Consider the following 21,406-nt stretch of genomic DNA (forward strand, 5'->3'; position numbering starts at 1 on the left):
ATGACTGCCCGGGTACTGATGTTTCAGGGAACCGGCTCCGATGTCGGCAAATCGCTGATGGTGGCCGGCCTTGCCCGCGCATTCACCCGGCGTGGCCTCTCCGTCCTGCCGTTCAAACCGCAGAACATGTCGAACAATGCCGCTGTCACCGCCGATGGCGGCGAGATCGGTCGCGCGCAGGCCCTGCAGGCACGGGCAGCGGGCGTGCCGCTTTCCGTGCACATGAATCCAGTGCTGCTGAAGCCGCAGAGCGAAACCGGCGCACAGGTGGTGGTACAGGGAAAGATCGTCGGTAATGCCAAGGCAGCCGACTATCAGCACATGAAGGCCGGGCTGATGCCACGCGTGCTTGATAGTTTCGAGCGCCTGAAACAACAGGCCGATCTGGTGCTGGTGGAAGGGGCTGGCAGCGCATCGGAAATCAACCTGCGCGCCAACGACATCGCCAATATGGGTTTCGCACGGGCCGCCGATGTGCCGGTGATCCTGATCGGCGATATCGATCGGGGTGGCGTCATTGCCGGCCTCGTCGGAACCAAGGCGGTGCTCGACGTCGATGACGCGGCAATGATCGAAGGCTTCATCGTCAACCGCTTTCGTGGCGATCCGGCGCTGTTTTCCGAGGGCATGCGGATGATTGCGGAAAAGACCGGCTGGGCCTCCATAGGGCTTCTGCCACATTTCTCAGATGCCGCAAAACTGCCGGCGGAAGATGCGCTGGGGCTTTCCGGCCCGGCCCAACAGAAGCCCGACGCAAAGATCCGCATCGCCGTGCCGATCCTGCCGCATATTTCCAATTTCGACGACCTCGATCCCCTCGACATGGAACCGGATGTAGAACTCATCCGTGTACGGCCGGGTGGGACGATCCCCTCCGATTGCCGGCTGGTTTTGCTATGTGGTTCGAAATCCACCATTGCCGATCTCGCCGTGCTGAAAGATGCCGGCTTGGACATCGACATAAAGGCGCATGTGCGCCGCGGCGGCTACGTTCTCGGCCTTTGCGGCGGTTACCAGATGCTTGGAAAAACCGTTGCCGATCCTGACGGCATCGAGGGATCGCCGGCGACTGTCGACGGGCTAGGTCTGCTTGATGTCGACACGGTTTTAACGGGTGACAAGCGACTCGTTTCCGTTCAAGGCGTGAGCTTTGATGGTGTTTGTTTATCCGGCTACGAAATGCATGTCGGGGAAACCACGGCAGCAGCAGGCAATCTGGCGTTTTCGATGATCGACGGGCATTACGATGGAAGCATCTCACCCGACGGCCGTGTCTTCGGCACCTATATTCACGGCCTCTTTGCGGATAACAGCCAGCGCAGCGCGTGGCTGCAGCGTCTCGGCGGGCAGGGCACGGCCCTGAACTATGATGAGCAGGTGGATGCGGTTCTCGACCGGCTAGCTGCGCATATGGAGCAGCACCTCGATCTCGACAGGCTGCTGGCTATAGCGCGATAAGGATCGCCAGAAGTCCGAACAGGCCGATCAGCAACAGGTCCGCAATTCGTGCCAGCCGTAGTGCCGTGCGAATATCACCGGCGACCAGCGCCGACCTTCCGCCTTCCCCCATGAAACGCGCTTCGATCATCCGTCCGCCGTAAGAACGCGGTCCGGCAAGCGCAAAACCGAGCGCACCAGCCAGCGCCGCCTCCGGCCAGCCTGCATTGGGGGAGCGGTGGTGGCGCGCATCGCGGCGGATCGCGGCAATGGCCGCTTTTGGCGACGCGCCCTCGACAAAAAATGCGGCAACCACAAACAGGCTGCCGCTCAGTCTTGAAGCCGGCAGATTAACGAGATCATCCAGCCGCGCCGAAGCCCAGCCGAAGGCCTCATGGCGCGGCGAACGATGGCCGATCATGCTGTCGGCCGTATTGATCGCCTTATAGGCGGCACCGCCGGGCAGGCCCAGTAACCCGAGCCAGACAGCGGGAGCCACGATGCCATCGGAGAAATTCTCGGCGAGACTTTCGATCGCCGCCCGGCATATCGCGGCCTCATCCAGCTTTTGCGGATCGCGCCCGACGATCATCGATACCGCCCTGCGGCCACCTTCAACACCCTCTCGTTCCAGAGCCGTGGCGACGGCCTCCACATGCTGTTCCAGACTCTTCTGCGCCGGAAGCGAGGCGCCGAGTATCGCCACAGCCAGCAGACCGAAGGGCAGAAAAAGCAGAACAGATTGCGCAAACCATGCAAGGATCACCGTCAGCCCGACAAAAACAACCAGCGCCAAAACACCCGCGGCCTTGCGTTGAGAAAATGACGCGCTCTCCCGGTTCCATTTTTTGTCCATGAGCGCGATAAGCGAACCGATCCAGGTGACAGGATGACCGATGCGTTTGAACAGCCAGTCCGGATAGCCGGTCAGGCGTTCAATCACGAGCGACAGGAAAGCGAGAGCAAAGAACATGGGCGAGACAGTACCAGAAAAGGCTCAAGGAGCGATCCGCCATGGCGGCAATCTCGGCAAGGCGCGCCTGATGTTTCCGGAAGCGCATGAACCGTGGATCGACCTTTCAACCGGGATCAACCCGCACTCCTATCCGCATTCGCCCATTCCCGCCAGCGCATTCGCCCGCCTGCCGGAGCCCGGCGCCGCTGAAGAACTGAAACACTTGGCCGCAGCCCATTTCGGCGCGCCTTCCGCACGGCACGTGACGCTCTCTCCCGGCACCCAGATGCTGATGCCTCTGCTCGCGCAGATCGCCATCGACCGTGGAGCCCAAAACGGTGCCGTACTGTCACCCGCCTATGCGGAACATGCGCGCACCGCCCGCATGGTGGGGCTTACCGTCACGGAAGTGGAAAACATTAGCGAGCTGTCGACCTACGGCTATGTCGTGGTGGTCAATCCCAACAACCCCGACGGTCGCGTCACCGATCGCGAAGCTTTACTCACGCTCGCCCGGGCGAGACATCGCGAAGGCGGCCTGCTCGTTGTGGACGAAGCCTTCATAGAAACGGGCGTTGCCGACAGTCTCGCGGATGCGACCAGTGACGACGCGCTGGTAGTCCTGCGATCCTTCGGCAAATTTTACGGCATGGCGGGCGTGCGCCTGGGTTTTGCCATTGCGCATCCCGACATCGCAGCCGAACTCGAGGCAAGGCTGGGCCCATGGGCGGTTTCTGGCCCGGCGCTGCATATTGCAACCGAAGCGCTGGCGGACAAGGCGTGGCAATCATCCATGCGTCTGCGGCTTGCGCAGGAGGCAAGACGCCTGAACGAGTTGCTGAAAAAGGCGGGTCTGAAAATCGCAGGTGGCACATCCCTCTTCACGCTGGTGCGGGATGAGCATGCCAAGGCACTGTTCGACCATCTTGGCCGTCGCGGCATTCTGGTCCGAATCTTCGACGAAAGACCTGATGACATGCGTTTCGGCCTTCCCGGTAGCGAAGCGAATTGGCAGCGCCTCGAAGAGGCGCTGCAATCTTTCGATCATTCCTCGAAAGTGTAGGTCTCGATCGACTCCGGCTTCATTTCGATGGAGAAGCCCGGCAGCTTCGGCGGCATATAGGCGGCGTTGCGGATATCGCAGGGTTCGATGAAGTGCTCATGCAGATGATCGACATATTCGATCACGCGGCCTTCCTTTGTGCCTGACACCACGAGATAGTCGATCATCGACAGGTGCTGCACATATTCGCAGAGACCGACGCCACCGGCATGTGGCCAGACCGGCAGATTGTATTTGGCGGCAATCAGCAGAACCGCCAGCACCTCGTTCAGACCGCCCATGCGGCAGCTGTCGATCTGCACGACATCAATCGCTCCCTCGGCGATGAACTGCTTGAACATGATGCGGTTCTGGCACATTTCACCGGTTGCCACCTTCACCGAGCCGATAGCGGCGCGGATCTTGCGATGGCCGGCGACATCATCCGGGCTGGTAGGCTCTTCGATGAAGAAGGGCTTGGAAAAGGCGAGCTTGTTGACCCATTCGATCGCCTGATCCACTTCCCATACCTGGTTGGCATCGATCATCAGGTAACGGTCGGGACCGATCACCTCACGGGCAATGGTGAGGCGGCGAATATCGTCCTCGAGATCGCGGCCAACCTTCATTTTCACATGGTTGAATCCGGCATCGATAGCCTCCTGGCAAAGACGGCGCAGCTTGGCGTCGTCGTAACCCAGCCAGCCGGCCGACGTCGTATAGCAGGCATAACCTTCGTTCTTCAGCGTCTCGATACGTTCCTTCTTGCCCGCCTCGGCCTTTCTGAGGATTGCCAGCGCATCATCGCGGGTCAGCACATCGGTCAGATAACGATAATCGACAATATCGGCGATTTCTTCCGGGCTCATGTCGGCAACGAGCTGCCACACCGGCTTGCTGGCCTTCTTGGCCAACAAATCCCACACCGCATTCACCACAGCGCCGGTGGCGAGATGCATCGCGCCCTTGTCCGGGCCGATCCAGCGCAGCTGGCTGTCACCAGTCAGATGCCGCCAATATTTTCCGGGGTTTTCCGTGACGATGTCGAGATCAGTGCCGACCACCAGATGGCGCATCGCTTCAATGGCCATGCAGCAGATGTCGTTGCCACGGCCGATGGTGAAGGTCAGGCCATGGCCCTTCAGACCAGGCTCGTCCGTATCGAGAATGACGTAAGCCGCCGAATAATCCGGGTCGGGGTTCATTGCATCCGAGCCGTCAAGGCTCTGGGATGTTGGAAAACGAAGGTCGAAAACACGCAGATCTGTAATTTTGGTCATGGCCGTTCACTCGCGGTCAGTGTCAAAGGAAATTGTTCAGTCGTGATGAAAAGTTTCTTCCATCATGGCCCACCACTCGCCTTCCTTCCGGCTCTCAAGCGGTTGTTGGCATGGGATGGTAAAAGACCACCATTCCTGGTTCTTGGGACTCGCCGCCATTTTCGCCATGTCGGCGCTGAAATCACTGCCGTGATATTCCCAATAACCAAAAAGCAGGTTTTCCGGCTCGCGCAGGAAGATCGTGTAATTGCGGATGTTGCAATCGCTGATGAGGGCCAGAATTTCAGGCCAGACGGCGGCGTGCAGCCTCTTATATTCCGTGATCATCTCAGGTTTGAGCCCTATGACCATGCCCATGCGTTGCATGAAAAACTCCGTTATTGCTTGATGGTGGCGAGCGCCGCGGGCAGCTTTGTCTGCGGCAGGCTCAATCCGAGCCGTTCTGCCGCAGCGATAACCGGGGCGAAACGGCGACGCTTCTTTTCGTCGTGATTGCTGGCGATATCGGCCAGCCGGTGAGCGAGAAAGGGATTGCGCAAGCGCTCCCTCAACTGACCGATATAGGCCTTTGCCTCATCTCCCATGCCTTCTGCCGCAAAGACCGGCAGAACCTCGTCTCGCCAGAGTGCTTCCAGATCCGCAACGAGGGCATCATCCGCCATTGCCTGACGCACCGTTTCATCTTTCCCACGCCCATCCCGTGTCCAGCGTTCCGCCAGATAGGAGTGGCCGAGATTGAGGAGGAACAGCTTCAGCTTTTCATAGCGGTCGAGATCGTCGGTCAGCACCACGGCGGGGTGAGTGCAGGGAAGAACGAGCCCTTCCTGTTTCTCGATCGCCCAGAGGGCATAGGGTTCCGCGACTGCGCCGACGGGATCGATGGGTTCGGACACGATGCGATCCACCAGACTGTTGGCGAAGCGGCATTTCTCGTTCAGATAGAAAGCAAAACCGGCTGGCAGCTCCCAATCGTCGGTAAGCCGGCGAATGACCTGCTTCAGCTTTTCACCGTTTCGCGGCACCAGCTCGCAGGGGAAGATCGATAAAGGAGCTTCAGGATTCCGCTGAAAACGCTCCAGCAACAGCATGCAGAGCTTGGCCGGAAAGCTTTTCGGCACGATCGTGAAATCGTCAGCCAGCGCAGCATTGTCGGCCGAATCCAGCTCATAACCCCGGTCGCCCGTATTGGACAGAATGACCTGCGCCTCACAGGCAAGGCGGCGCACTTCCGCCCAATCGGTCGCAGCCGTCAATGCCCGTGCAACGGCCTTGCCCTGAACTTCCTCGTCCACTTCCTGCCCATCGCGGATGCCGCGAATGCGCACGGGGTAAGGCGCGCCGCTGTTCAGCGCCGCAACCCGCTTCAGGCTCTCCGCATTGCCGGTCGTCTGGACAATTGCAATGTGGCCGAGGGCCTCGCCACTATCCAGCGCCTGCGAAACGAACAGATCCGCATGGGCAAGAAGAAACCGGCTGGTGCCGAATTGAAGGATGGGCGTATCGGGCGTCATGCAACCTCCACCATGCCCTTGATGACTCCGGCTTTCGGATCGGTCAGGCCGGCGAACTTCGCGGGGACATCAGCGAGTGTCATGCGGTGGGTGATCAGCGCCTCAGGCACTTTCCCTTCGCGCAAGGCACGAAGCACGCGCTCGAAATCTTCCGGCGTCGCGTTGCGGCTGCCGAGCAACGTCGTCTCACGCTTGTGAAACTCCGGGTCGTTGAAGCTGATATCGCTGGCAACGATGGACACCAGGACATAGGAGCCACCATGACCGACGAAGGAAAACCCGCGCTCCATGGCTTTCGGATTGCCGGTCGCATCAAAGACCGCATCGAAGAAATCGCCGTCGGTGATATCCGACAGACGATCCTTGTCGCCTTCGCCAAGGATAACCGTATGAGCAACACCGAGATGTTTCTTGCAGAAATCCAGCCGGTCGGTGCGACCGTCGATCATCGTCACTTCACCGCCATCGAGAACGGCGAAGACAGCAACCGCCATCCCAATCGGGCCGGCACCGACGATCAGGACCTTCTGCCCTTTTTCGACGGCACCGCGCCGCACCGCATGCGCGCCGATCGCCAGAAATTCCGTCATGGCCGCCTGGTCGAGGCTTAACCCCTCCGCCTTCAGCACGAATTGCTGCGGCACACTCAGATATTCCACCATGCCACCATCGCGATGGACGCCGAGCACACCGATATTGCGGCAGCAATTGCTCTTGCCCTTCAGGCAGGCATTACATTTTCCGCAGGAGATATAGGGAATGATGGTCACGACATCGCCGGGGGAAAGATGGCTGCCTTCAGGCGCCTCATCCACCGTGCCGGAAAGTTCATGGCCCATGATACGCGGATAGGAGAGATATGGCTGGTTGCCGGTGAAGATATGCAGATCCGTACCGCAAACGCCGATCCGGCGAATACGCACCAGCACTTCACCTTCGCCGCGCACGGGTTTCGGCAGATCCTTGGCGGTTAGTTGACCGGGAGTGTCACAGAAAATCGCCAGCATGCATCACCTGTCAGTAAGGGAGTAAAAACGAATGGCGTTGCCGCCGAAAACTGCCGCATGGTCCTTGGCCGGCACGATGTCGCGGCAGAAATCCAGCCAGCCCTGATAGTCACCCGCAAGGCGCAGCACCGGCCAGTCACTACCGAAGATCACGCGATCGCCACCGAATAGGTCCAGAATGGTCTCGGCATAGGGCCGCACCGCTTCCGGGCGCTGCTCACCGCGCTCGGTCAGCAGGCCGGAGAGCTTGCAATGGACATTGGGAAGGGCAGAGAGAGCGGCCACATCGCGCCGCCAGTCACTATAGTGGCCAGTGGCGATCAGAGGCTTCGCGCCATGATCGATCACGATTGGCAACTCGGGATGTCTGCGCGCGAAGGAGAGGAGATGCGGCAGATTGGGCGGCAGAACCAGCGCGTCAAACACCAGACCGTGCTTCACAAGCGCTTCAACGGCAGCATCCAGCGCGGGATCGTCTATCCAGGCGACATCTTCCATGCCCTGCAGCATGGGGCGCACGCCCTTGAAGGCAGAATGTTTCGCTCGGCGTGCGATTTCCGACGCCGCATCTGGAGACTTCATATCCACCCAGCCGACCACACCTTTGATGAAATCGGTGTTTTCAGCCAGCTTCAGCATGAAATCCGTGTCAGGCGCCGTCTCCATCGTCTGCACCACCACCGTGCCCGAGACCCCGGCGGACGTCAGCAATGGCGACAGATCGGTGGGAAGAAAATCCCGGTAGATAGCGGCCAGCGATGGCGGCGGCCATTGCCCGGCGCGATCCTTCATCAGCCAGAAATGCTGGTGGGCGTCGATGAGCATTGCCTCAGGCCTTTCCGCCGGGCACAGGCGCACCTTCAGCAATCAGGCCACGCTTGTGCAGCTCGGACCAGAATTCATCCGGGATAGACTGCTCGAACCATTCGATATTCGAGGCAAGTTGCTGCGCATTGCGCGCACCTGAAACGACCGTGACCGACGCCGGATGGGCGAGCGGAAACTGAAGTGCGGCGGCCTGAAGTGAGACACCCAGTTCCTCACAGACGTTGTGCAGCGCGTCCACGCTCTTCAGGATATCGGCAGGCGCATCGGCATAATTGAATTTGCGGTTACCAGCCAGAATGCCCGAATTGAAAGCGCCAGCGACAACGATGGCGACGCCGCTTTCGGCGCAGCGGTTCATGAAAGCAAGGCTTTGCTGTTCGAGCAGCGTATAACGGCCCGCCAGCATGGCGACATCGATATCGAAGACATCCATGGCGTCGTTGATAATTTCCCACTCGTTGACGCCGAGGCCGACAGCCGCGGTCGACCCTTCCTCGCGCAGCTTACCAAGAGCGCGGAAACCGCCGCCGTTGGTCAGCTGCTCCCAGTAGTGCTGATGCTTTTCGCCATGGGTGTGGGAACCGATATCGTGCACATAAAGAATATCCGGTTTCAGGATACCCAGCCGCTGCTGGCTAGCCTCGAAGGAGCGCAGAATACCGTCATAAGAATAATCATAGACCGGGCGGAACGGCAGGGGCGCAATATAGGCATCCTCCTCCGGACCCACTGTCTCATCCGGGACCATGACACGGCCGACCTTGGTGCTAAGCGTATAGTCGCCTCGATCGTGCTCGGTTACCATGGTGCCCAGACGACGCTCCGACCGCGTATAACCGTAAAACGGCGCGGTATCGAAATAACGCATGCCGCTTTCCCATGCCTCGTCGAACGCACCTTTGGACTCTTCGTAGGGCGTGACGCGGTAGAGATTGCCCATCTGGGCGCAACCGAGGCCCATGACGGTGACGTCGACAGCGCGGCGAGGCAATTTACGTGTATCGGAGACTTTCATCACAGGGACTTCCTGAATTCTTGGGCATGGAGCGGGAGGGTAAAAACCGCGTCTCAAAGGGTGAGGCGCGCCGCCGCGGGCAGCGCGCCGTCGGCATCAGTAAAGTACGTTCTTGGCTTCAGGCTTCTCGATATTGTCCTTGGTGACAACTACGACGCCGGTATCGACGAACTTCTCTACCTTTTCCTTGTTGATGAGCTTGGTCACGGTTTCAACGCCCTTTTCACCCATCTGGTAGGAACCCTGAACGACGATGCCGGCAAGCGTGCCGTCCTTGACGAAGCTCTGCAGGTCCTGGTTACCGTCGAAGCCGATGGCAACAACCTTGCCGGCCTTTCCGGACTGGGCAAGCGCGCGGCCAACACCGATGGCAGTCGGCTCATTGGCGCCGAAAATGCCCTTCAGGTCGGAATTGGCAGCCAGAACGTCGGTGGTCTGGTTCAGCGCCGTCGCCATCTGCGACTGCGAATAGAAGGGGCCGACGATCTGAAGCTTCGAATGCATCTGAATGTAATCAGTGAAACCGCCAACGCGGCCGATTTCGGAACCGGCACCGGCGACATAGGACATGACGGCAATCTTTCCTTCCGTGCCGACCTTGTCGATCAGCGCCTGCGCGGCCAGTTCGCCGGCTTTCTTGTTATCGGTCGCCAGGAAGGACTGATAATATTGCTCCGAACCCTTGGCGAGCTGCGAGTCGATCAGAACCACCGGGATACGGGCTTCCCAGGCCTTCTTGACGGCCGGCACCAGTGCGTCCGGATCGGAAGGTGCAAGCACAATGCCGGCAACCTTACGGTTGATGGCGTTTTCGACCATGTTGACCTGATCGGCAATGGCGGACTCGGCAGCCGGACCCTGGAAGGTCATGGTATTGCCGGAAGAGTTCTTCATCGCCGCGTCAGCGCCCTTCTGGACGTTCTGCCAGAAGGTGGAGTTGACGGTCTTGACGATGACGGCGATTTCACCGGCCTGCACGGTGGAAACGCTCCACAACGCGATTGCGGATGTCAGAAGGGCAGTCGCAATTTTCTTCATTTTCTTCCTCCGTGGTGTCGGCATCCGGGCCTCCCCTGCCGATCTTTTTTGCGGAAAGGGTCCGCAGCCCTTTGATCAGCGGCGGTTGCGCAGCTGGTCGATCCAGACGGTGACCAGAATGACAAGGCCGATGATGATCTGTTGTGTGAAGGCGGAAACGCCGTTCATATTGAGACCGTTACGCAGAATGCCGATGACGAAGGCACCGATGGCGGTACCGGAAATCGTACCCACGCCGCCGATCAGCGATGTGCCGCCGATGACCGCACTGGCAATGGCATCCAGCTCATACATCACACCTTCGTTCGGCTGTGCGGTGACGAGACGCGACATCAGCACGCAGCCCGTTAGACCGGCAAGCGTGCCCGACAGAATGTAGGTGAAGTTGGTAACGCGGGCGACATTGACGCCGGAAAGGCGCGCCGCGTCCGCATTGGAGCCCACGGCATAAATGTGACGTCCGAGAATCGAGCGGTTCAGCATGAAGGACACCGCAAGCGCAATCACCACCATCAGGATGACCGGATAGGGAATGCCGGGAAACACGACATTCGGAAAACCGTCGTCACCGATATTAACGATGCGGAAGAGGGCACCATTGCCGAGTTCGCCGAAGGACTCGCCAAGGCCGGAAACAGCACGCGCACCGGTGATCTGCAGGGCCACACCGCGGGCGATCAGCATCATGCCGAGCGTGGCGATGAAGGGCGGCAGCTTGAAGCGGGTCACCAGAAGACCGTTGATAAAACCACAAACCGACCCTGTCAGAATGCCGAGCAACATGCCGATCGGCACCGGCATGCCGAGTTCCTTCACCGCCAGCGCAGCGACGACGCCGGCGAGCGCCAGGACCGAACCGACGGAAAGATCAATGCCGCCGGTGATGATGACGCAGGTGGCACCAATGCCGAGCAGCGCAATAGACGTCACCTGCAGCGCGATGGTCATTCCATTATTGACGGTGAAGAAGGCGTTGCTGGTTGCGGAAAAGACCGCGACGAGCGCAAAAAGGCTGCCGAGTGCGGCGAACTTCTGGATAATGTCTTTCTGGCGGTCGCTGACTGCGAAGCTCTTCTTGGGTTCTGCAATATTGGCCATGTCGTTCCTCACTGCGCGGCCCGGCCGTAACCGGACGCATACCGCATGATTTCTTCTTGATTGGTCTTGGCGGTCTCAAGCACGCCCGTGATACGGCCCTGATGGAACACCGCGATACGATCTGTCAGTCCCAGAATTTCCGGCAGTTCCGAGCTGATGAGAATGACACCGATGCCCTGTGCGGCCAGTTCGTCCATGATCTTGTAGATCGCGAACTTCGCGCCGACATCGATTCCGCGCGTCGGCTCATCGAAGAACAGTATGCGCGACTGCCGGAACAGCCATTTGCCGATGATGATCTTCTGCTGGTTGCCACCCGAAAGCAGACGCACCGTCTGATCGATCGTAGGGGTGCGGATATTCAAGAGATCAACGTAACGCTTCGCCACATCGTCATGCTTCTTGAAGTCGATCAGCCCTAAACGGTTGGAAACTTCACCCAGATTGGCGAGCGTGGTATTGGCCGCCACCGACATCTTGATGGCGAGGCCATCGCTTTTGCGATCTTCGGAGAGATAGGCAATGCCTTCCTCGATGGCGTCCTGCGGCGAGCCGATCGAAAGTTCCCGCCCGTTGAAAACGATCTTGCCCGCTTCGCGCGGATCGGCCCCGAAGATTGCCCGCGCGACTTCCGTTCGTCCCGCGCCCATAAGTCCGGCAAAACCGAGGATTTCGCCGCGCCGTAGCGAAAAACTGACGTCGCTGAACACGCCATGACGGGTCAGCCCTTCGACGGAAAATAGAATATCGTCCGCCGGGCGCGAGGTACGCTCAGGGAATTTATCTTCCAGCGAACGCCCCACCATGCGCGTGACAATGTCATCAACGGTGATCGAGGCGAATTCATCGGTCGAAATATAACGTCCGTCGCGCAGCACCGTCACACGATCGACGATCTCGGCCATTTCATCGAGGCGATGGGAAATATAGACGATGCCGACCCCGGAAGCCTTGAGATCACGGATGACTTTGAACAGAAGCCGGGTTTCCTGCTCGGTCAGCGAAGAGGTCGGCTCATCCATGATGAGGACTTCCGCGTCAAGAGAAAGCGCCTTGGCGATTTCCACCATCTGACATTGCGCGACGGAAAGACCGCGAACCATCTGGTCTGGGTTGATATCGACACCCAGCCTGTCGAGGCAGCGTTTGGCATCAAGCCGCAGTTTCTTGCGATCCACGAGGAAACCACGGCGTGGCTCACGCGCAAGATAGATATTCTCGGCAACGGAAAGATGCGGAACCAGGTTGAGTTCCTGATGGATGATGGCGATGCCAGCGGCTTCGGATTCCAAGGGCGATGCATATTGCACCTTCGCGCCCTTGTGCAGGATCGTCCCTTCGCTCGGCTGGTAGACGCCGCTGATGATTTTCATCAGTGTCGATTTTCCCGCGCCATTCTCGCCGCAGACGGCATGCACTTCACCGCCGCGCAGATCGAAATGCACGTTCGACAGCGCCTTTACGCCGGGAAATTCCTTGCTGATATTTTCGAGACGCAGAAGGACCGAACGCTCCGCACGCGCCATCTCCTCAGGCGAAAAGCCGCCCCGAATTGTCGATGCGCCCTGCGACATCTGTAAACCTCCACCCTTTTCCCCGCTCCACCGGGGTTATGAACAGGACAAATGGTTAGGCCGGTTTTCTGTGATGGTCAAGCCAATTAGGTCGAAAATTGAAAAGACAGATTTCAACGGATAGATGACCACTTCACGGTTCTTTAAAATAATAGATACATTTCAATAATTTAAGTAAATCCTTGCGTATTGATACGCTTGGCGTTACGGTAAGGCCAAATATAAGCATCACAAAGGCATCAGCAAAAAACACATGAGTGGTCAGGCCAAAATTGCGGAACCGCGCCGGCTTTATCAGCAGATTGCGGATCAGATACGCGAACTCATCGACATGGGCGAATTCCTGCCCGGAACGCGACTTCCCGCCGAACGGGAATTGGCGCAGAAACTGGGCGTGTCGAGACCCTCGTTGCGCGAGGCGCTGATTGCGCTTGAAATCGATAACACCGTTGAAATTCGTATGGGTTCCGGCGTTTATGTGTCGACCGAAGCACTTCAGACGACCCATCACACCAAGTCGCTGGGTGACAGCCCCTCTGAACTAATGCAGGCGCGCGCTGCGCTGGAGGGGGCGACCATCGTGCTGGCGACAAGCCGGATGACCGATGAGACTATCGCAAACCTCCGCCAGATCCTTAACACCATGCAAAGGGAAATCGAGGCCGGTCGCAAACCACTCGATCAGGATCGCCTGTTCCATGTCACCATTGCCGAACAATCCGGCAACAGCGTTTTGGCGAGACTGGTGGCAAACCTCTTTGATGAGCGTCACAGCCCCATTTCGGCCCAGCTTCGCGTGAAATTTGAGGATCGTGACACCTGGACCCGCGCTTTGCAGGAGCACGAAGCCATTCTGGCTGCTCTGGAACTCAGGGAGCCGCTGCTGGCGCAGGCCGCCATGCATACCCATCTGGAAGGCTCGAAACGCCGCTGGGTAGAGAGCTGAATGACGAACATAGCAGACAATGTATCGGGAGGAGGAAAACCCGTGAGTGAGAATTCCGAGGCAACCATTTTGCTGAACGCCAACGACAATGTCGCAGTGGCGCGCCGGTCTATCCCGGCCGGCGGTGCGACGGGCAGGGGCGATCTGGCGGCACTCGAGCTGATCGGGCGCGGGCACAAGGTGGCCCTCAAGCTGATCAAATCAGGCGAAGAAGTGCTGAAATACGGCCAGGTCATCGGCATCGCCACGCAGGACATCGAGCCTGGCCGACACGTGCACCTGCACAATCTCGCCATGGTGCCTTCCGAACACGCGCACCAGTTCAGTGTCGATATCGAAGAAAAAGGCATGTTGCCCGAAGCCGAGCGTCGAACCTTCATGGGTTACGACCGTGGTCTTGGTGGCGTCGGAACGCGCAACTACATCGGCGTCATCGCGTCCGTGAACTGTTCCGCCACGGTGTCGCGCTACATCGCCGATTATTTCAACAAAGAGGGCGGCCTTGACGGCTTCGGCAATGTCGATGGCGTCGTGGCACTCACCCATGGCGGCGGCTGTGCGCTGAACACCAAGTCGGAAGGTTACCGCCTTCTCATCCGTACCATTCAAGGCTACGCCCGCCATCCGAATTTCGGCGGCATCCTGCTGATCGGCCTCGGCTGCGAAACCAACCAGATCGCGCCCATCCTCGAACATTACAAGATGGAAGAGGGCGAGCGGCTGCGTACCATGACCATCCAGCAGCACGGCGGCACCCGCAAGACGATCGATGCGGCAATTGCCGAAATCAAGGCGATGCTGCCGATGGTCAACGCCGCCCGCCGCACCGAACAGCCGCTTTCCAAGCTGAAAGTCGCACTGGAATGCGGCGGCTCGGATGGATATTCCGGCATATCCGCCAATCCGGCTCTGGGTTATGCCTCTGACCTTATCGTGCGCAATGGCGGCACGACCGTGCTCTCCGAAACACCAGAAATCTACGGCGCCGAGCACCTGCTGACCAAACGCGCCGTCACACCTGCGGTCGCCGAAAAGCTGCTACAACGCATCGACTGGTGGCGGGACTATACCGCCCGCAATGGCGACGAACTCAACAACAATCCTTCCCATGGCAACAAGCTCGGAGGCCTGACGACCATTCTGGAAAAATCGCTCGGCGCGGTTGCCAAGGGTGGCTCGATGCCGCTGAAGGCCGTTTATGAATTTGCCGAAACGGTGACGGAGCAGGGTTTCGTTTTCATGGATACACCCGGCTACGATCCCGTTGCCGTCACCGGCCAGGTCGCCGGCGGCTGCAACGTCATCTGTTTCACCACCGGCCGCGGCTCGGTTTCAGGTTTCAAGCCAACCCCGTGCATCAAGATAGCCACCAATTCCGAAATGTATGAACACATGAAGGAAGACATGGATATCAATTGCGGCGAGATCGTCACGGGAGCGGAAACCATCGAAGAATCCGGCAAACGAATTTTCGAGCATATCCTGGCGGTCGCGTCCGGCGACAAAACGGTCAGCGAAATCTATGACTACGGTGACAACGAATTCGTGCCGTGGCAGGTCGGCGCGGTGACCTGAACTGGTGGTGACAGACTGTCCCACGTGAAACAAAGGGCCCGGAAATCGCTTTCCGGGCCCTTTGTTATGCCTTTATTTTTCGCGCTTAGTGGCGGAAGTGGCGCATGCCGGTAAAGACCATCGCCACATTATGTTCGTTTGCGGCATCGATCACGTCCTGATCGCGCATGGATCCGCCCGGCTGGATGACCGCCGTAGCGCCCGCAGCGATTGCAGCAAGCAAGCCATCGGCAAAGGGATAAAACGCTTCGGAAGCGACAGCAGAGCCGCGCGTCAGCGGTTCAGCCAGCCCAAGAGCCTTGGCAGCATCTTCCGCCTTCTGGGCGGCAATGCGAGCAGAGTCCACGCGGCTCATCTGGCCAGCGCCGATGCCCGCCGTCTGGCCATCCTTGGCATAGATCACGGCATTGGATTTCACATGCTTGGCGATCTTGAAGGCGAACTTCATATCTTCAAGTTCCTGCACCGTCGGCGCACGCTTGGTAACGACCTTGAGTTCGAGATCTTCGACCATGCCGTTATCACGGCTCTGTACCAGCAGACCGCCGGAAACGGTCTTCGCGGTGAGGCCAGCCGCGCGCGGGTCTGGTAGGCCACCAGCTGCCAGAAGGCGCAGGTTGGGCTTGCGGGCGATGATGGACTTGGCTTCTTCGGTTACGTCAGGCGCGATGATGACTTCGGTGAAAAGCTTGACGATCTCTTCGGCCGTTTCCGCATCGAGCGTGCGGTTCAGGGCAATGACACCACCAAAGGCGGAAACGGAATCGCACGCCAGTGCACGCCGATAGGCTTCGGCAAGGGTTGGGCCGGTCGCAACGCCACAGGGATTGGCATGTTTGATGATGGCAACGGCCGGCGTATTTTCCGGCAGGAACTCTGCCACCAGCTCGTAAGCCGCATCCGTATCATTGATGTTGTTGTAGGAGAGCTGCTTGCCCTGAAGAAGCGTCGCGGTTGCAACGCCTGGGCGCTTTTCACCGGTCAGGTAGAAACCGGCGCTCTGATGCGGGTTTTCGCCATAACGCATCTTTTCCTTCAGCACGCCGCCGATGGCGCGGTAATCGGGGGTCTCAATTGCCAGTGCTTCGGTAAACCAGTTGGAAATCACGGCATCGTAGGCAGCTGTGCGGGCATAGGCCTTGGCGGCGAAACGCTGGCGCAGCGCATAGGAGGTCTGTCCCTCATCGGCCTGCAGGGCTTCGACCAACGCAGGGTAATCGGAAGGATCGGTAACGACAGTGACATAGGCATGGTTTTTGGCGGAGGCACGGATCATTGCCGGACCGCCAATATCGATGTTTTCGACGGTCGTCGGATAATCCCCACCCTTGGCGCGTACTTCCTCGAAAGGATAAAGATTGATCACGGAGAGATCGATCGCCTCAATGCCGTGGGCCTTCATCGCCTCCACATGGTCCGCATCATCCCTGATAGCCAAAAGCCCGCCGTGCACATTTGGATGCAGGGTCTTGACGCGGCCGTCCATGATCTCGGGAAAATTGGTGACGTCGGAGACATCCGTGACCGCCAAGCCCGCTTCTGCAATGGCTTTCGCCGTCCCGCCGGTCGACAGAAGCTTGACGCCGAGCTTGGAGAGCACCGTCGCCAGCTCGATAATATCAGTCTTGTCGGACACGGAAAGAAGCGCCGTGCGAATCTTGACCTTATCGGGGGCGGGAATTTTCTTGGACACGACGGCCATCAGGCATACTCCGTTTAACAGGGAGGACAGGCTGGAATGGGAATGATCCAGCAATTGCCGCCGCGTTAACACAGCTTACCGCATTAATAAACAGCGAGGATGCCGAACGACAAAAACTATGGCGGTTTTTGCCTTGCGCGGCCCGAAAGGCCTCAGCCCGTGCGTTCGATGAGCCAGCGGATTTCCCGCGTATTGACAAGATTAAAGGGCAATTCGATCTGCTGCGACGGACGCATGCCGGATGCGTCGGCCATAAAGACATCCTCGGTCACGAAGAGCTCCAGTCCCGGCGCCGAGAACAGCCAGGTGGTGCCATCCGCCGCCTCGAGAGAAACCGACTCCTCATCCCGCTGGTGGAGCTGGATATGGGGGTGAATATGGAAACGGGAAACCGCCGACACTGACTGCAATTGCCCCTTCTCCGCCGCCTCTTCGGTGCGAAGCAGGTCGCGGCCCTTTATCTTGGTGCCCGCCGCATTCAATTCTATTTCCCGCTCGTGGTAACAGCCGAAATTCTGCAAGTAGCCGTCATGGGACGCCCAAAGGACGTCATTGCCATTTGCATCCGATCCGCGTCGGCTATCGACCTGGCTGACGCCCGAAACCATGATCGGGCCTAGCAGTCTTGAGCGTGACAATCTGCAGGACGACGTATCGGCGAGCGTAACCGTGGAATGGGCCGCCGTGGAACGGCTGGCACGCTGATATTCAGGCGCAGCATTACGCGGGAACCCGGAGTTGACGATAAACCGGTTCTTGCCGCAGGACATTTCGAAAGAGAGGCAGCCCGAATGGGCGCTGCGCGACAGTTCCGCCGAACCGGGATAACCGGTATCCACGATGATGACAGTCTCATCGGTCGCAAGCCGGTGGTAATTCACATCCGGCAGGACTTTGGAGGGCCGGCCGGCGGTTTCATCATAACGCAGCACAGAAACAAGCTCGTTGGCGAGCGTCGCGGTGGCACCGTTGAACAGTGCAAGATCGCCGCCCTGGTGCCGGAAAAACCGGATCGCCGGAAACATACGGTCTATCGCCGGCACCAGTCCGGACGGCAGGTCATGGCCGAGGTTGATGTAGCTTTGCCTCAACGGGAGGAGATCAAGCAGCAAATCCAGCATGACCCGAGGATTGCGGGAAACATGCCCACCATCGGGCAGAATCTGGCGTTCCATTTCTTGAGCCAGCTTCATTCCGTTCCGGTTGATCCGCGACAGCCGCGTCGGCATGGCGATGGAAGCCATCGCAAGCGCTATCCTGATCCGCAGCCGCGCTTCACCATCCGGTGCATGTTTGACGATCCGTTCGAGATAACGCACGTGAAAAGCGAGGTTTTTTAGAAAACGCCGATAAAAGCCCGCATCAGCCTCGTATAAAACTACGGGAGAGTGCGAGAGCCAGGCGATCAGCCTCTGCGCCGCGATTTCAGGTGACCATGCAGTGCCCGTAACGCGTTTGCCATGCAATACCATCCACTCGACGACGATGCGGCGCGCGCGCTTGCAAGCCTCGCTCGATTTATCGGAGCGAATGTGCCGCAGCCAACTGAATGCATGTAGCCGTTCTTCAAAAACTGCTGAAGGATAATCGACCTGGAAAGGCGAAGCACCGCCGGTCTCAACGACCCGTCCGGCAAGCGCAATGCGCCCGCGCAACAATTCCTCGGCAAAATACGGATCGATCGCCCGCAGATCGGTGGGAGCGGCCACCAGACCGTCGGGCACACGGTTGGCAAATCGCGACAGATGCAGACGCAACGGCGTAAGGCCGACACACAGATGACGGTACGCCATGCGCGAAAGAAGACCGGCGGCATTCATGCTGCCTGCGAAGGACCCTAACAAGCTGTGTTTCCCGTTTCACATGTTTTGTTTTTATCAGTGAACCGCGATGATCGGAACGTTTTCGATAAATGTCTAATGATTCGCGAGAGCTTGGCTTTTTTCTACTTCTTCCGCAAGACACTGCTAAAGAACCCATCGACGCCACCGAACATATCAGGCGTCGTGCGAAGATCACCCGCAGCGCTGATGGCCGCTTCCATTCCGGGCCAGTTTTCCCTTTGAACGGCAACGCGCTCCACGTTCGGATTTTCCGCCAGAATCTTGGCAATCATCTCTTCCCCTTCGGAAGGATCAAGCGAGCAATTCGAAAAGACAACAAGACCACCCGGCCCGACAAGGGTGAGCGCATGTCGCAGCATCTGGCCCTGAAGTGCTGCAAGTTTGGCAATGTCGTTCTCATCCTTCGTCCAGCAGACATCGGGATGCTTGCGCAAAGTTCCGGTAGACGAACAGGGCGCATCGAGCAGTACCGCGTCGAAAAGCTGTTCCGGCTGATATTTCAGCATATTGGTTTCCACCGTTTCGGCATGGAGGCCAAGGCGGTCGAGATTTTCCCGCAGGCGGCGAAGACGGTTACCGGATTGATCCAGCGCCGTGACCCTGGCGCCTGCCAGTGCAAGCTGGGCGGTCTTGCCGCCGGGAGCAGCACAAAGATCGGCGACGCGCTTGCCGGAAATATCACCCAGCAGCTTCACAGGCATGCTGGCCGCGAGATCCTGCACCCACCACGCCCCCTCAGTGAAACCGTCCAGCGAAGGGATCTGGCCTTCGAACTCGCCCAAACGCACACTGCCATTCGGCATAAGCGTACCGCCCAGTTTCTCCGCCCAGAGAGCAGGATCAGCCTTCACCGTCAGATCAATAGACGACGGCGTCAGCTGTGCCTCCGAAATCCTTTGGGCCACCTCGTCGCCATAAGCCGAAACAAGCCGCGCATAGAACCAGTCCGGCAAGACCGGGACGTCAGCGATGGCCTTTTCGATCTCCGCTTTTTCACGACCGAGCCTTCGGAGCACGGCATTGACCAGCTTTACGAAGCGTCGGTTGCGTGGATCGCGATGCGCCTGCTCCACGGCAAGATCGACAGCAGAATGGTCCGGCACATCGAGGTAAAGCATCTGCGCAGCACCAACGACAAGGACGTGATGCAGCGATCGCGCGCCTTGCGGCAATGGCCCATCCAATAACATCGACAACGCCGTCTCGACGCGGGGAAGGTGACGAAGCGCGCTATTGACGATGGCCCTCACCAGCGCCCGGTCTGCGAGCGACAAAGCACGATAAACGGGATTGCCGTTTTCGCTGTCGAGCATCCCATCCATGGAGGTCTTCTTTTCCAGAACCGCCGCGAGAATGCGGGTGGCGGCAATGCGCGCAGCAAGACCCGGCTTGTCCTCGAAAGACGAAGGGCCGTCTTCACGGCCCCTTCCATGTGCCGGCTTCAGTTTTTTGGACCGCGCCGGCTTATTCTGAATATCGGATGTCAAGACCACGGCCCCTTGCGCTCGTTTTCATTGCCTCGCCCCCAACCTGTCCTGGGAACGGAACTTGATTTGCGCAAGGGTCTATCACTCGATGGCGGCGGCGTCGATCCTCGCGGGGAAAACTCCTGTGCCATGGCGTGCAGCGCCGCCACACGGTTTTCCGTGTTGGGATGCGTGGAAAAGAGATTGTCCATACGCTCGCCGGAGAGCGGATTGATGATGAACATATGCGCCGTAGCCGGGTTGCGTTCGGCATCGTCATTGTGAATTTGCTGCGCCATGCCTGAAATCTTCTGCAGGGCAGAGGCAAGCCAGAGGGGATTGCCACAGATTTCGGCACCGCGGCGGTCGGCAGAATATTCCCGGGTGCGGCTGATTGCCATCTGCACCAGCATTGCCGCAAGCGGCGCCACGATCATCGCGACCAGCACGCCGATGAAGCCCAGCGGGTTATTATTATTTTCCCTGTTGCCGCCAAAAAAGAAGGCAAAATTGCCGAGCATGGAAATCGCACCCGCGAGCGTTGCGGTAATTGTCATTGTCAGTGTATCGCGGTTCTGCACATGGGCGAGCTCATGCGCCATGACACCAGCCACCTCCTGGGGCGTCAAACGCTCCAGCAGCCCTGTCGATGCCGCAACAGCCGCGTTCTCAGGATTTCGACCCGTCGCGAAGGCGTTTGGCTGCGGACTGTCGTATATATAGACCTTCGGCATGGGCAAGCCGGCATTCTGGGATAAGTCCCGGATCATGTGAAAAAACTCGGGTGCATTCGCCTCATCGATCTCCCGGGCGCGATAGGCTGACAGGACCATCTTGTCGGAATTCCAGTAGGAAAAGAGGTTCATACCGGCGGCGATGAGCAGCGCAATCATCATGCCGCCCTTTCCGCCAATCAGAAAACCGACACCCATGAACAATGCGGTCATGAAGGCCAGAAGCATTGCCGTGCGCATCATGTTCATCCGTTGAACTCTCCTTCTCACTCGCCAGAAATATTGTGGGGTTTATAAAACCCGTTCGATTATATAATCTGGGAAGCAGCAATCATATTTCAATATCCCGTCATA

18 protein-coding genes are annotated in these 21,406 nt (G+C 58.6%); 4 read left to right on the top strand and 14 right to left on the bottom strand.

Translation table 11 applies throughout. From position 1 onward, the window contains the following. On the top strand, positions 1 to 1,458 hold the full coding sequence (locus tag ACFVTJ_RS22150; protein ID WP_386910731.1) for a cobyric acid synthase: 1,458 nt from the start codon (positions 1 to 3) through the stop codon (positions 1,456 to 1,458). Here the strand turns inward: ACFVTJ_RS22150 and cbiB are convergent. Further along, a complete protein-coding gene (gene cbiB, locus ACFVTJ_RS22155; protein WP_386910732.1) occupies positions 1,445 to 2,410 on the bottom strand; it encodes an adenosylcobinamide-phosphate synthase CbiB in 966 nt (321 codons plus the stop codon). The two genes, ACFVTJ_RS22150 and cbiB, sit on opposite strands and share 14 nt — an antisense overlap. On the opposite strand from cbiB, the gene cobD reads away from it, so the two are divergent. Then, complete coding sequence (gene cobD, locus ACFVTJ_RS22160; protein WP_386910733.1) at positions 2,409 to 3,455, top strand: threonine-phosphate decarboxylase CobD; 1,047 nt, start codon at positions 2,409 to 2,411, stop codon at positions 3,453 to 3,455. The two genes, cbiB and cobD, sit on opposite strands and share 2 nt — an antisense overlap. Here the strand turns inward: cobD and ACFVTJ_RS22165 are convergent. From ACFVTJ_RS22165 to ACFVTJ_RS22205, 9 genes are all read right to left on the bottom strand, one after another. After that, a complete protein-coding gene (locus ACFVTJ_RS22165; protein ID WP_386910734.1) occupies positions 3,437 to 4,714 on the bottom strand; it encodes an L-fuconate dehydratase in 1,278 nt (425 codons plus the stop codon). The genes cobD and ACFVTJ_RS22165 overlap by 19 nt on opposite strands. Positions 4,715 to 4,750: 36 nt before the next feature. Beyond that, positions 4,751 to 5,080 (bottom strand): L-rhamnose mutarotase, encoded by a 330-nt coding sequence (locus ACFVTJ_RS22170; protein WP_386910735.1) that lies wholly within the window; start codon positions 5,078 to 5,080, stop codon positions 4,751 to 4,753. 11 nt (positions 5,081 to 5,091) lie between these two features. Continuing rightward, entirely contained in the window at positions 5,092 to 6,225 is a 1,134-nt protein-coding gene (locus ACFVTJ_RS22175; RefSeq protein WP_386910736.1) for a mannitol dehydrogenase family protein, read from the bottom strand. Continuing rightward, positions 6,222 to 7,232 carry a zinc-binding alcohol dehydrogenase family protein gene (locus ACFVTJ_RS22180; RefSeq protein ID WP_386910737.1) on the bottom strand — a complete coding sequence of 337 codons (1,011 nt, stop codon included), beginning with the start codon at positions 7,230 to 7,232 and terminating at the stop codon, positions 6,222 to 6,224. The genes ACFVTJ_RS22175 and ACFVTJ_RS22180 overlap by 4 nt, the downstream gene beginning before the upstream one ends. A 3-nt stretch (positions 7,233 to 7,235) precedes the next feature. Continuing rightward, a complete protein-coding gene (locus tag ACFVTJ_RS22185) occupies positions 7,236 to 8,057 on the bottom strand; it encodes an amidohydrolase family protein (protein WP_386910738.1) in 822 nt (273 codons plus the stop codon). A gap of 4 nt (positions 8,058 to 8,061) precedes the next feature. Beyond that, positions 8,062 to 9,075, bottom strand: coding sequence for an aldo/keto reductase (locus tag ACFVTJ_RS22190; protein WP_386910739.1), 1,014 nt, complete (start codon positions 9,073 to 9,075; stop codon positions 8,062 to 8,064). 96 nt (positions 9,076 to 9,171) lie between these two features. Further along, the gene (locus ACFVTJ_RS22195) at positions 9,172 to 10,113 is read right to left on the bottom strand and encodes an ABC transporter substrate-binding protein (protein WP_080792163.1); all 942 of its coding nucleotides are present in this window, start codon (positions 10,111 to 10,113) and stop codon (positions 9,172 to 9,174) included. A 75-nt stretch (positions 10,114 to 10,188) separates the two neighbouring features. Further along, complete coding sequence (locus ACFVTJ_RS22200; protein ID WP_386910740.1) at positions 10,189 to 11,211, bottom strand: ABC transporter permease; 1,023 nt, start codon at positions 11,209 to 11,211, stop codon at positions 10,189 to 10,191. An 8-nt stretch (positions 11,212 to 11,219) separates the two neighbouring features. Continuing rightward, positions 11,220 to 12,785, bottom strand: a complete 1,566-nt coding sequence (locus ACFVTJ_RS22205) for a sugar ABC transporter ATP-binding protein (RefSeq protein WP_386910741.1) — start codon at positions 12,783 to 12,785, stop codon at positions 11,220 to 11,222. A 253-nt stretch (positions 12,786 to 13,038) separates the two neighbouring features. Between ACFVTJ_RS22205 and ACFVTJ_RS22210 the strand changes: the two genes are divergently transcribed. Both ACFVTJ_RS22210 and ACFVTJ_RS22215 read left to right on the top strand, forming a co-directional pair. Further along, positions 13,039 to 13,731 (top strand): FadR/GntR family transcriptional regulator, encoded by a 693-nt coding sequence (locus ACFVTJ_RS22210; RefSeq protein ID WP_386910742.1) that lies wholly within the window; start codon positions 13,039 to 13,041, stop codon positions 13,729 to 13,731. Between the two features lie 42 nt (positions 13,732 to 13,773). Then, the gene (locus ACFVTJ_RS22215; protein ID WP_386910743.1) at positions 13,774 to 15,306 is read left to right on the top strand and encodes a UxaA family hydrolase; all 1,533 of its coding nucleotides are present in this window, start codon (positions 13,774 to 13,776) and stop codon (positions 15,304 to 15,306) included. 85 nt (positions 15,307 to 15,391) lie between these two features. Here ACFVTJ_RS22215 and purH read toward each other — a convergent pair whose 3' ends face one another. The 4 genes from purH to htpX form a co-directional block, all read right to left on the bottom strand. Further along, positions 15,392 to 17,008 (bottom strand): bifunctional phosphoribosylaminoimidazolecarboxamide formyltransferase/IMP cyclohydrolase, encoded by a 1,617-nt coding sequence (gene purH / locus ACFVTJ_RS22220; RefSeq protein WP_386910744.1) that lies wholly within the window; start codon positions 17,006 to 17,008, stop codon positions 15,392 to 15,394. 152 nt (positions 17,009 to 17,160) lie between these two features. Next, positions 17,161 to 18,828: a heparinase II/III family protein gene (locus ACFVTJ_RS22225; RefSeq protein WP_386910799.1), complete on the bottom strand. Its 1,668-nt coding sequence runs from the start codon at positions 18,826 to 18,828 to the stop codon at positions 17,161 to 17,163. A gap of 125 nt (positions 18,829 to 18,953) precedes the next feature. After that, positions 18,954 to 20,339, bottom strand: a complete 1,386-nt coding sequence (locus tag ACFVTJ_RS22230; RefSeq protein ID WP_386910745.1) for an RsmB/NOP family class I SAM-dependent RNA methyltransferase — start codon at positions 20,337 to 20,339, stop codon at positions 18,954 to 18,956. Continuing rightward, the gene (gene htpX, locus ACFVTJ_RS22235) at positions 20,336 to 21,301 is read right to left on the bottom strand and encodes a zinc metalloprotease HtpX (protein ID WP_386910746.1); all 966 of its coding nucleotides are present in this window, start codon (positions 21,299 to 21,301) and stop codon (positions 20,336 to 20,338) included. Before htpX ends, ACFVTJ_RS22230 begins: the two co-directional genes overlap by 4 nt. Positions 21,302 to 21,406 lie beyond the last annotated feature (105 nt).

Source organism: Agrobacterium sp. NPDC058088 (assembly GCF_042885035.1).
GTDB lineage: Bacteria > Pseudomonadota > Alphaproteobacteria > Rhizobiales > Rhizobiaceae > Agrobacterium.

Bases quoted from the DNA above. Each gene is read 5' to 3' on its own strand.
- ACFVTJ_RS22150 (WP_386910731.1), top strand. From the start codon at position 1: ATGACTGCCCGGGTACTGATGTTTCAGGGAACCGGCTCCGATGTCGGC.
- cobD (WP_386910733.1), top strand. From the start codon at position 2,409: ATGGGCGAGACAGTACCAGAAAAGGCTCAAGGAGCGATCCGCCATGGC.
- cbiB (WP_386910732.1), bottom strand. From the start codon at position 2,410: ATGTTCTTTGCTCTCGCTTTCCTGTCGCTCGTGATTGAACGCCTGACC.
- ACFVTJ_RS22165 (WP_386910734.1), bottom strand. From the start codon at position 4,714: ATGACCAAAATTACAGATCTGCGTGTTTTCGACCTTCGTTTTCCAACA.
- ACFVTJ_RS22170 (WP_386910735.1), bottom strand. From the start codon at position 5,080: ATGCAACGCATGGGCATGGTCATAGGGCTCAAACCTGAGATGATCACG.
- ACFVTJ_RS22175 (WP_386910736.1), bottom strand. From the start codon at position 6,225: ATGACGCCCGATACGCCCATCCTTCAATTCGGCACCAGCCGGTTTCTT.
- ACFVTJ_RS22180 (WP_386910737.1), bottom strand. From the start codon at position 7,232: ATGCTGGCGATTTTCTGTGACACTCCCGGTCAACTAACCGCCAAGGAT.
- ACFVTJ_RS22185 (WP_386910738.1), bottom strand. From the start codon at position 8,057: ATGCTCATCGACGCCCACCAGCATTTCTGGCTGATGAAGGATCGCGCC.
- ACFVTJ_RS22190 (WP_386910739.1), bottom strand. From the start codon at position 9,075: ATGAAAGTCTCCGATACACGTAAATTGCCTCGCCGCGCTGTCGACGTC.
- ACFVTJ_RS22195 (WP_080792163.1), bottom strand. From the start codon at position 10,113: ATGAAGAAAATTGCGACTGCCCTTCTGACATCCGCAATCGCGTTGTGG.
- ACFVTJ_RS22200 (WP_386910740.1), bottom strand. From the start codon at position 11,211: ATGGCCAATATTGCAGAACCCAAGAAGAGCTTCGCAGTCAGCGACCGC.
- ACFVTJ_RS22205 (WP_386910741.1), bottom strand. From the start codon at position 12,785: ATGTCGCAGGGCGCATCGACAATTCGGGGCGGCTTTTCGCCTGAGGAG.
- ACFVTJ_RS22210 (WP_386910742.1), top strand. From the start codon at position 13,039: ATGAGTGGTCAGGCCAAAATTGCGGAACCGCGCCGGCTTTATCAGCAG.
- purH (WP_386910744.1), bottom strand. From the start codon at position 17,008: ATGGCCGTCGTGTCCAAGAAAATTCCCGCCCCCGATAAGGTCAAGATT.
- ACFVTJ_RS22225 (WP_386910799.1), bottom strand. From the start codon at position 18,828: ATGAATGCCGCCGGTCTTCTTTCGCGCATGGCGTACCGTCATCTGTGT.
- htpX (WP_386910746.1), bottom strand. From the start codon at position 21,301: ATGAACATGATGCGCACGGCAATGCTTCTGGCCTTCATGACCGCATTG.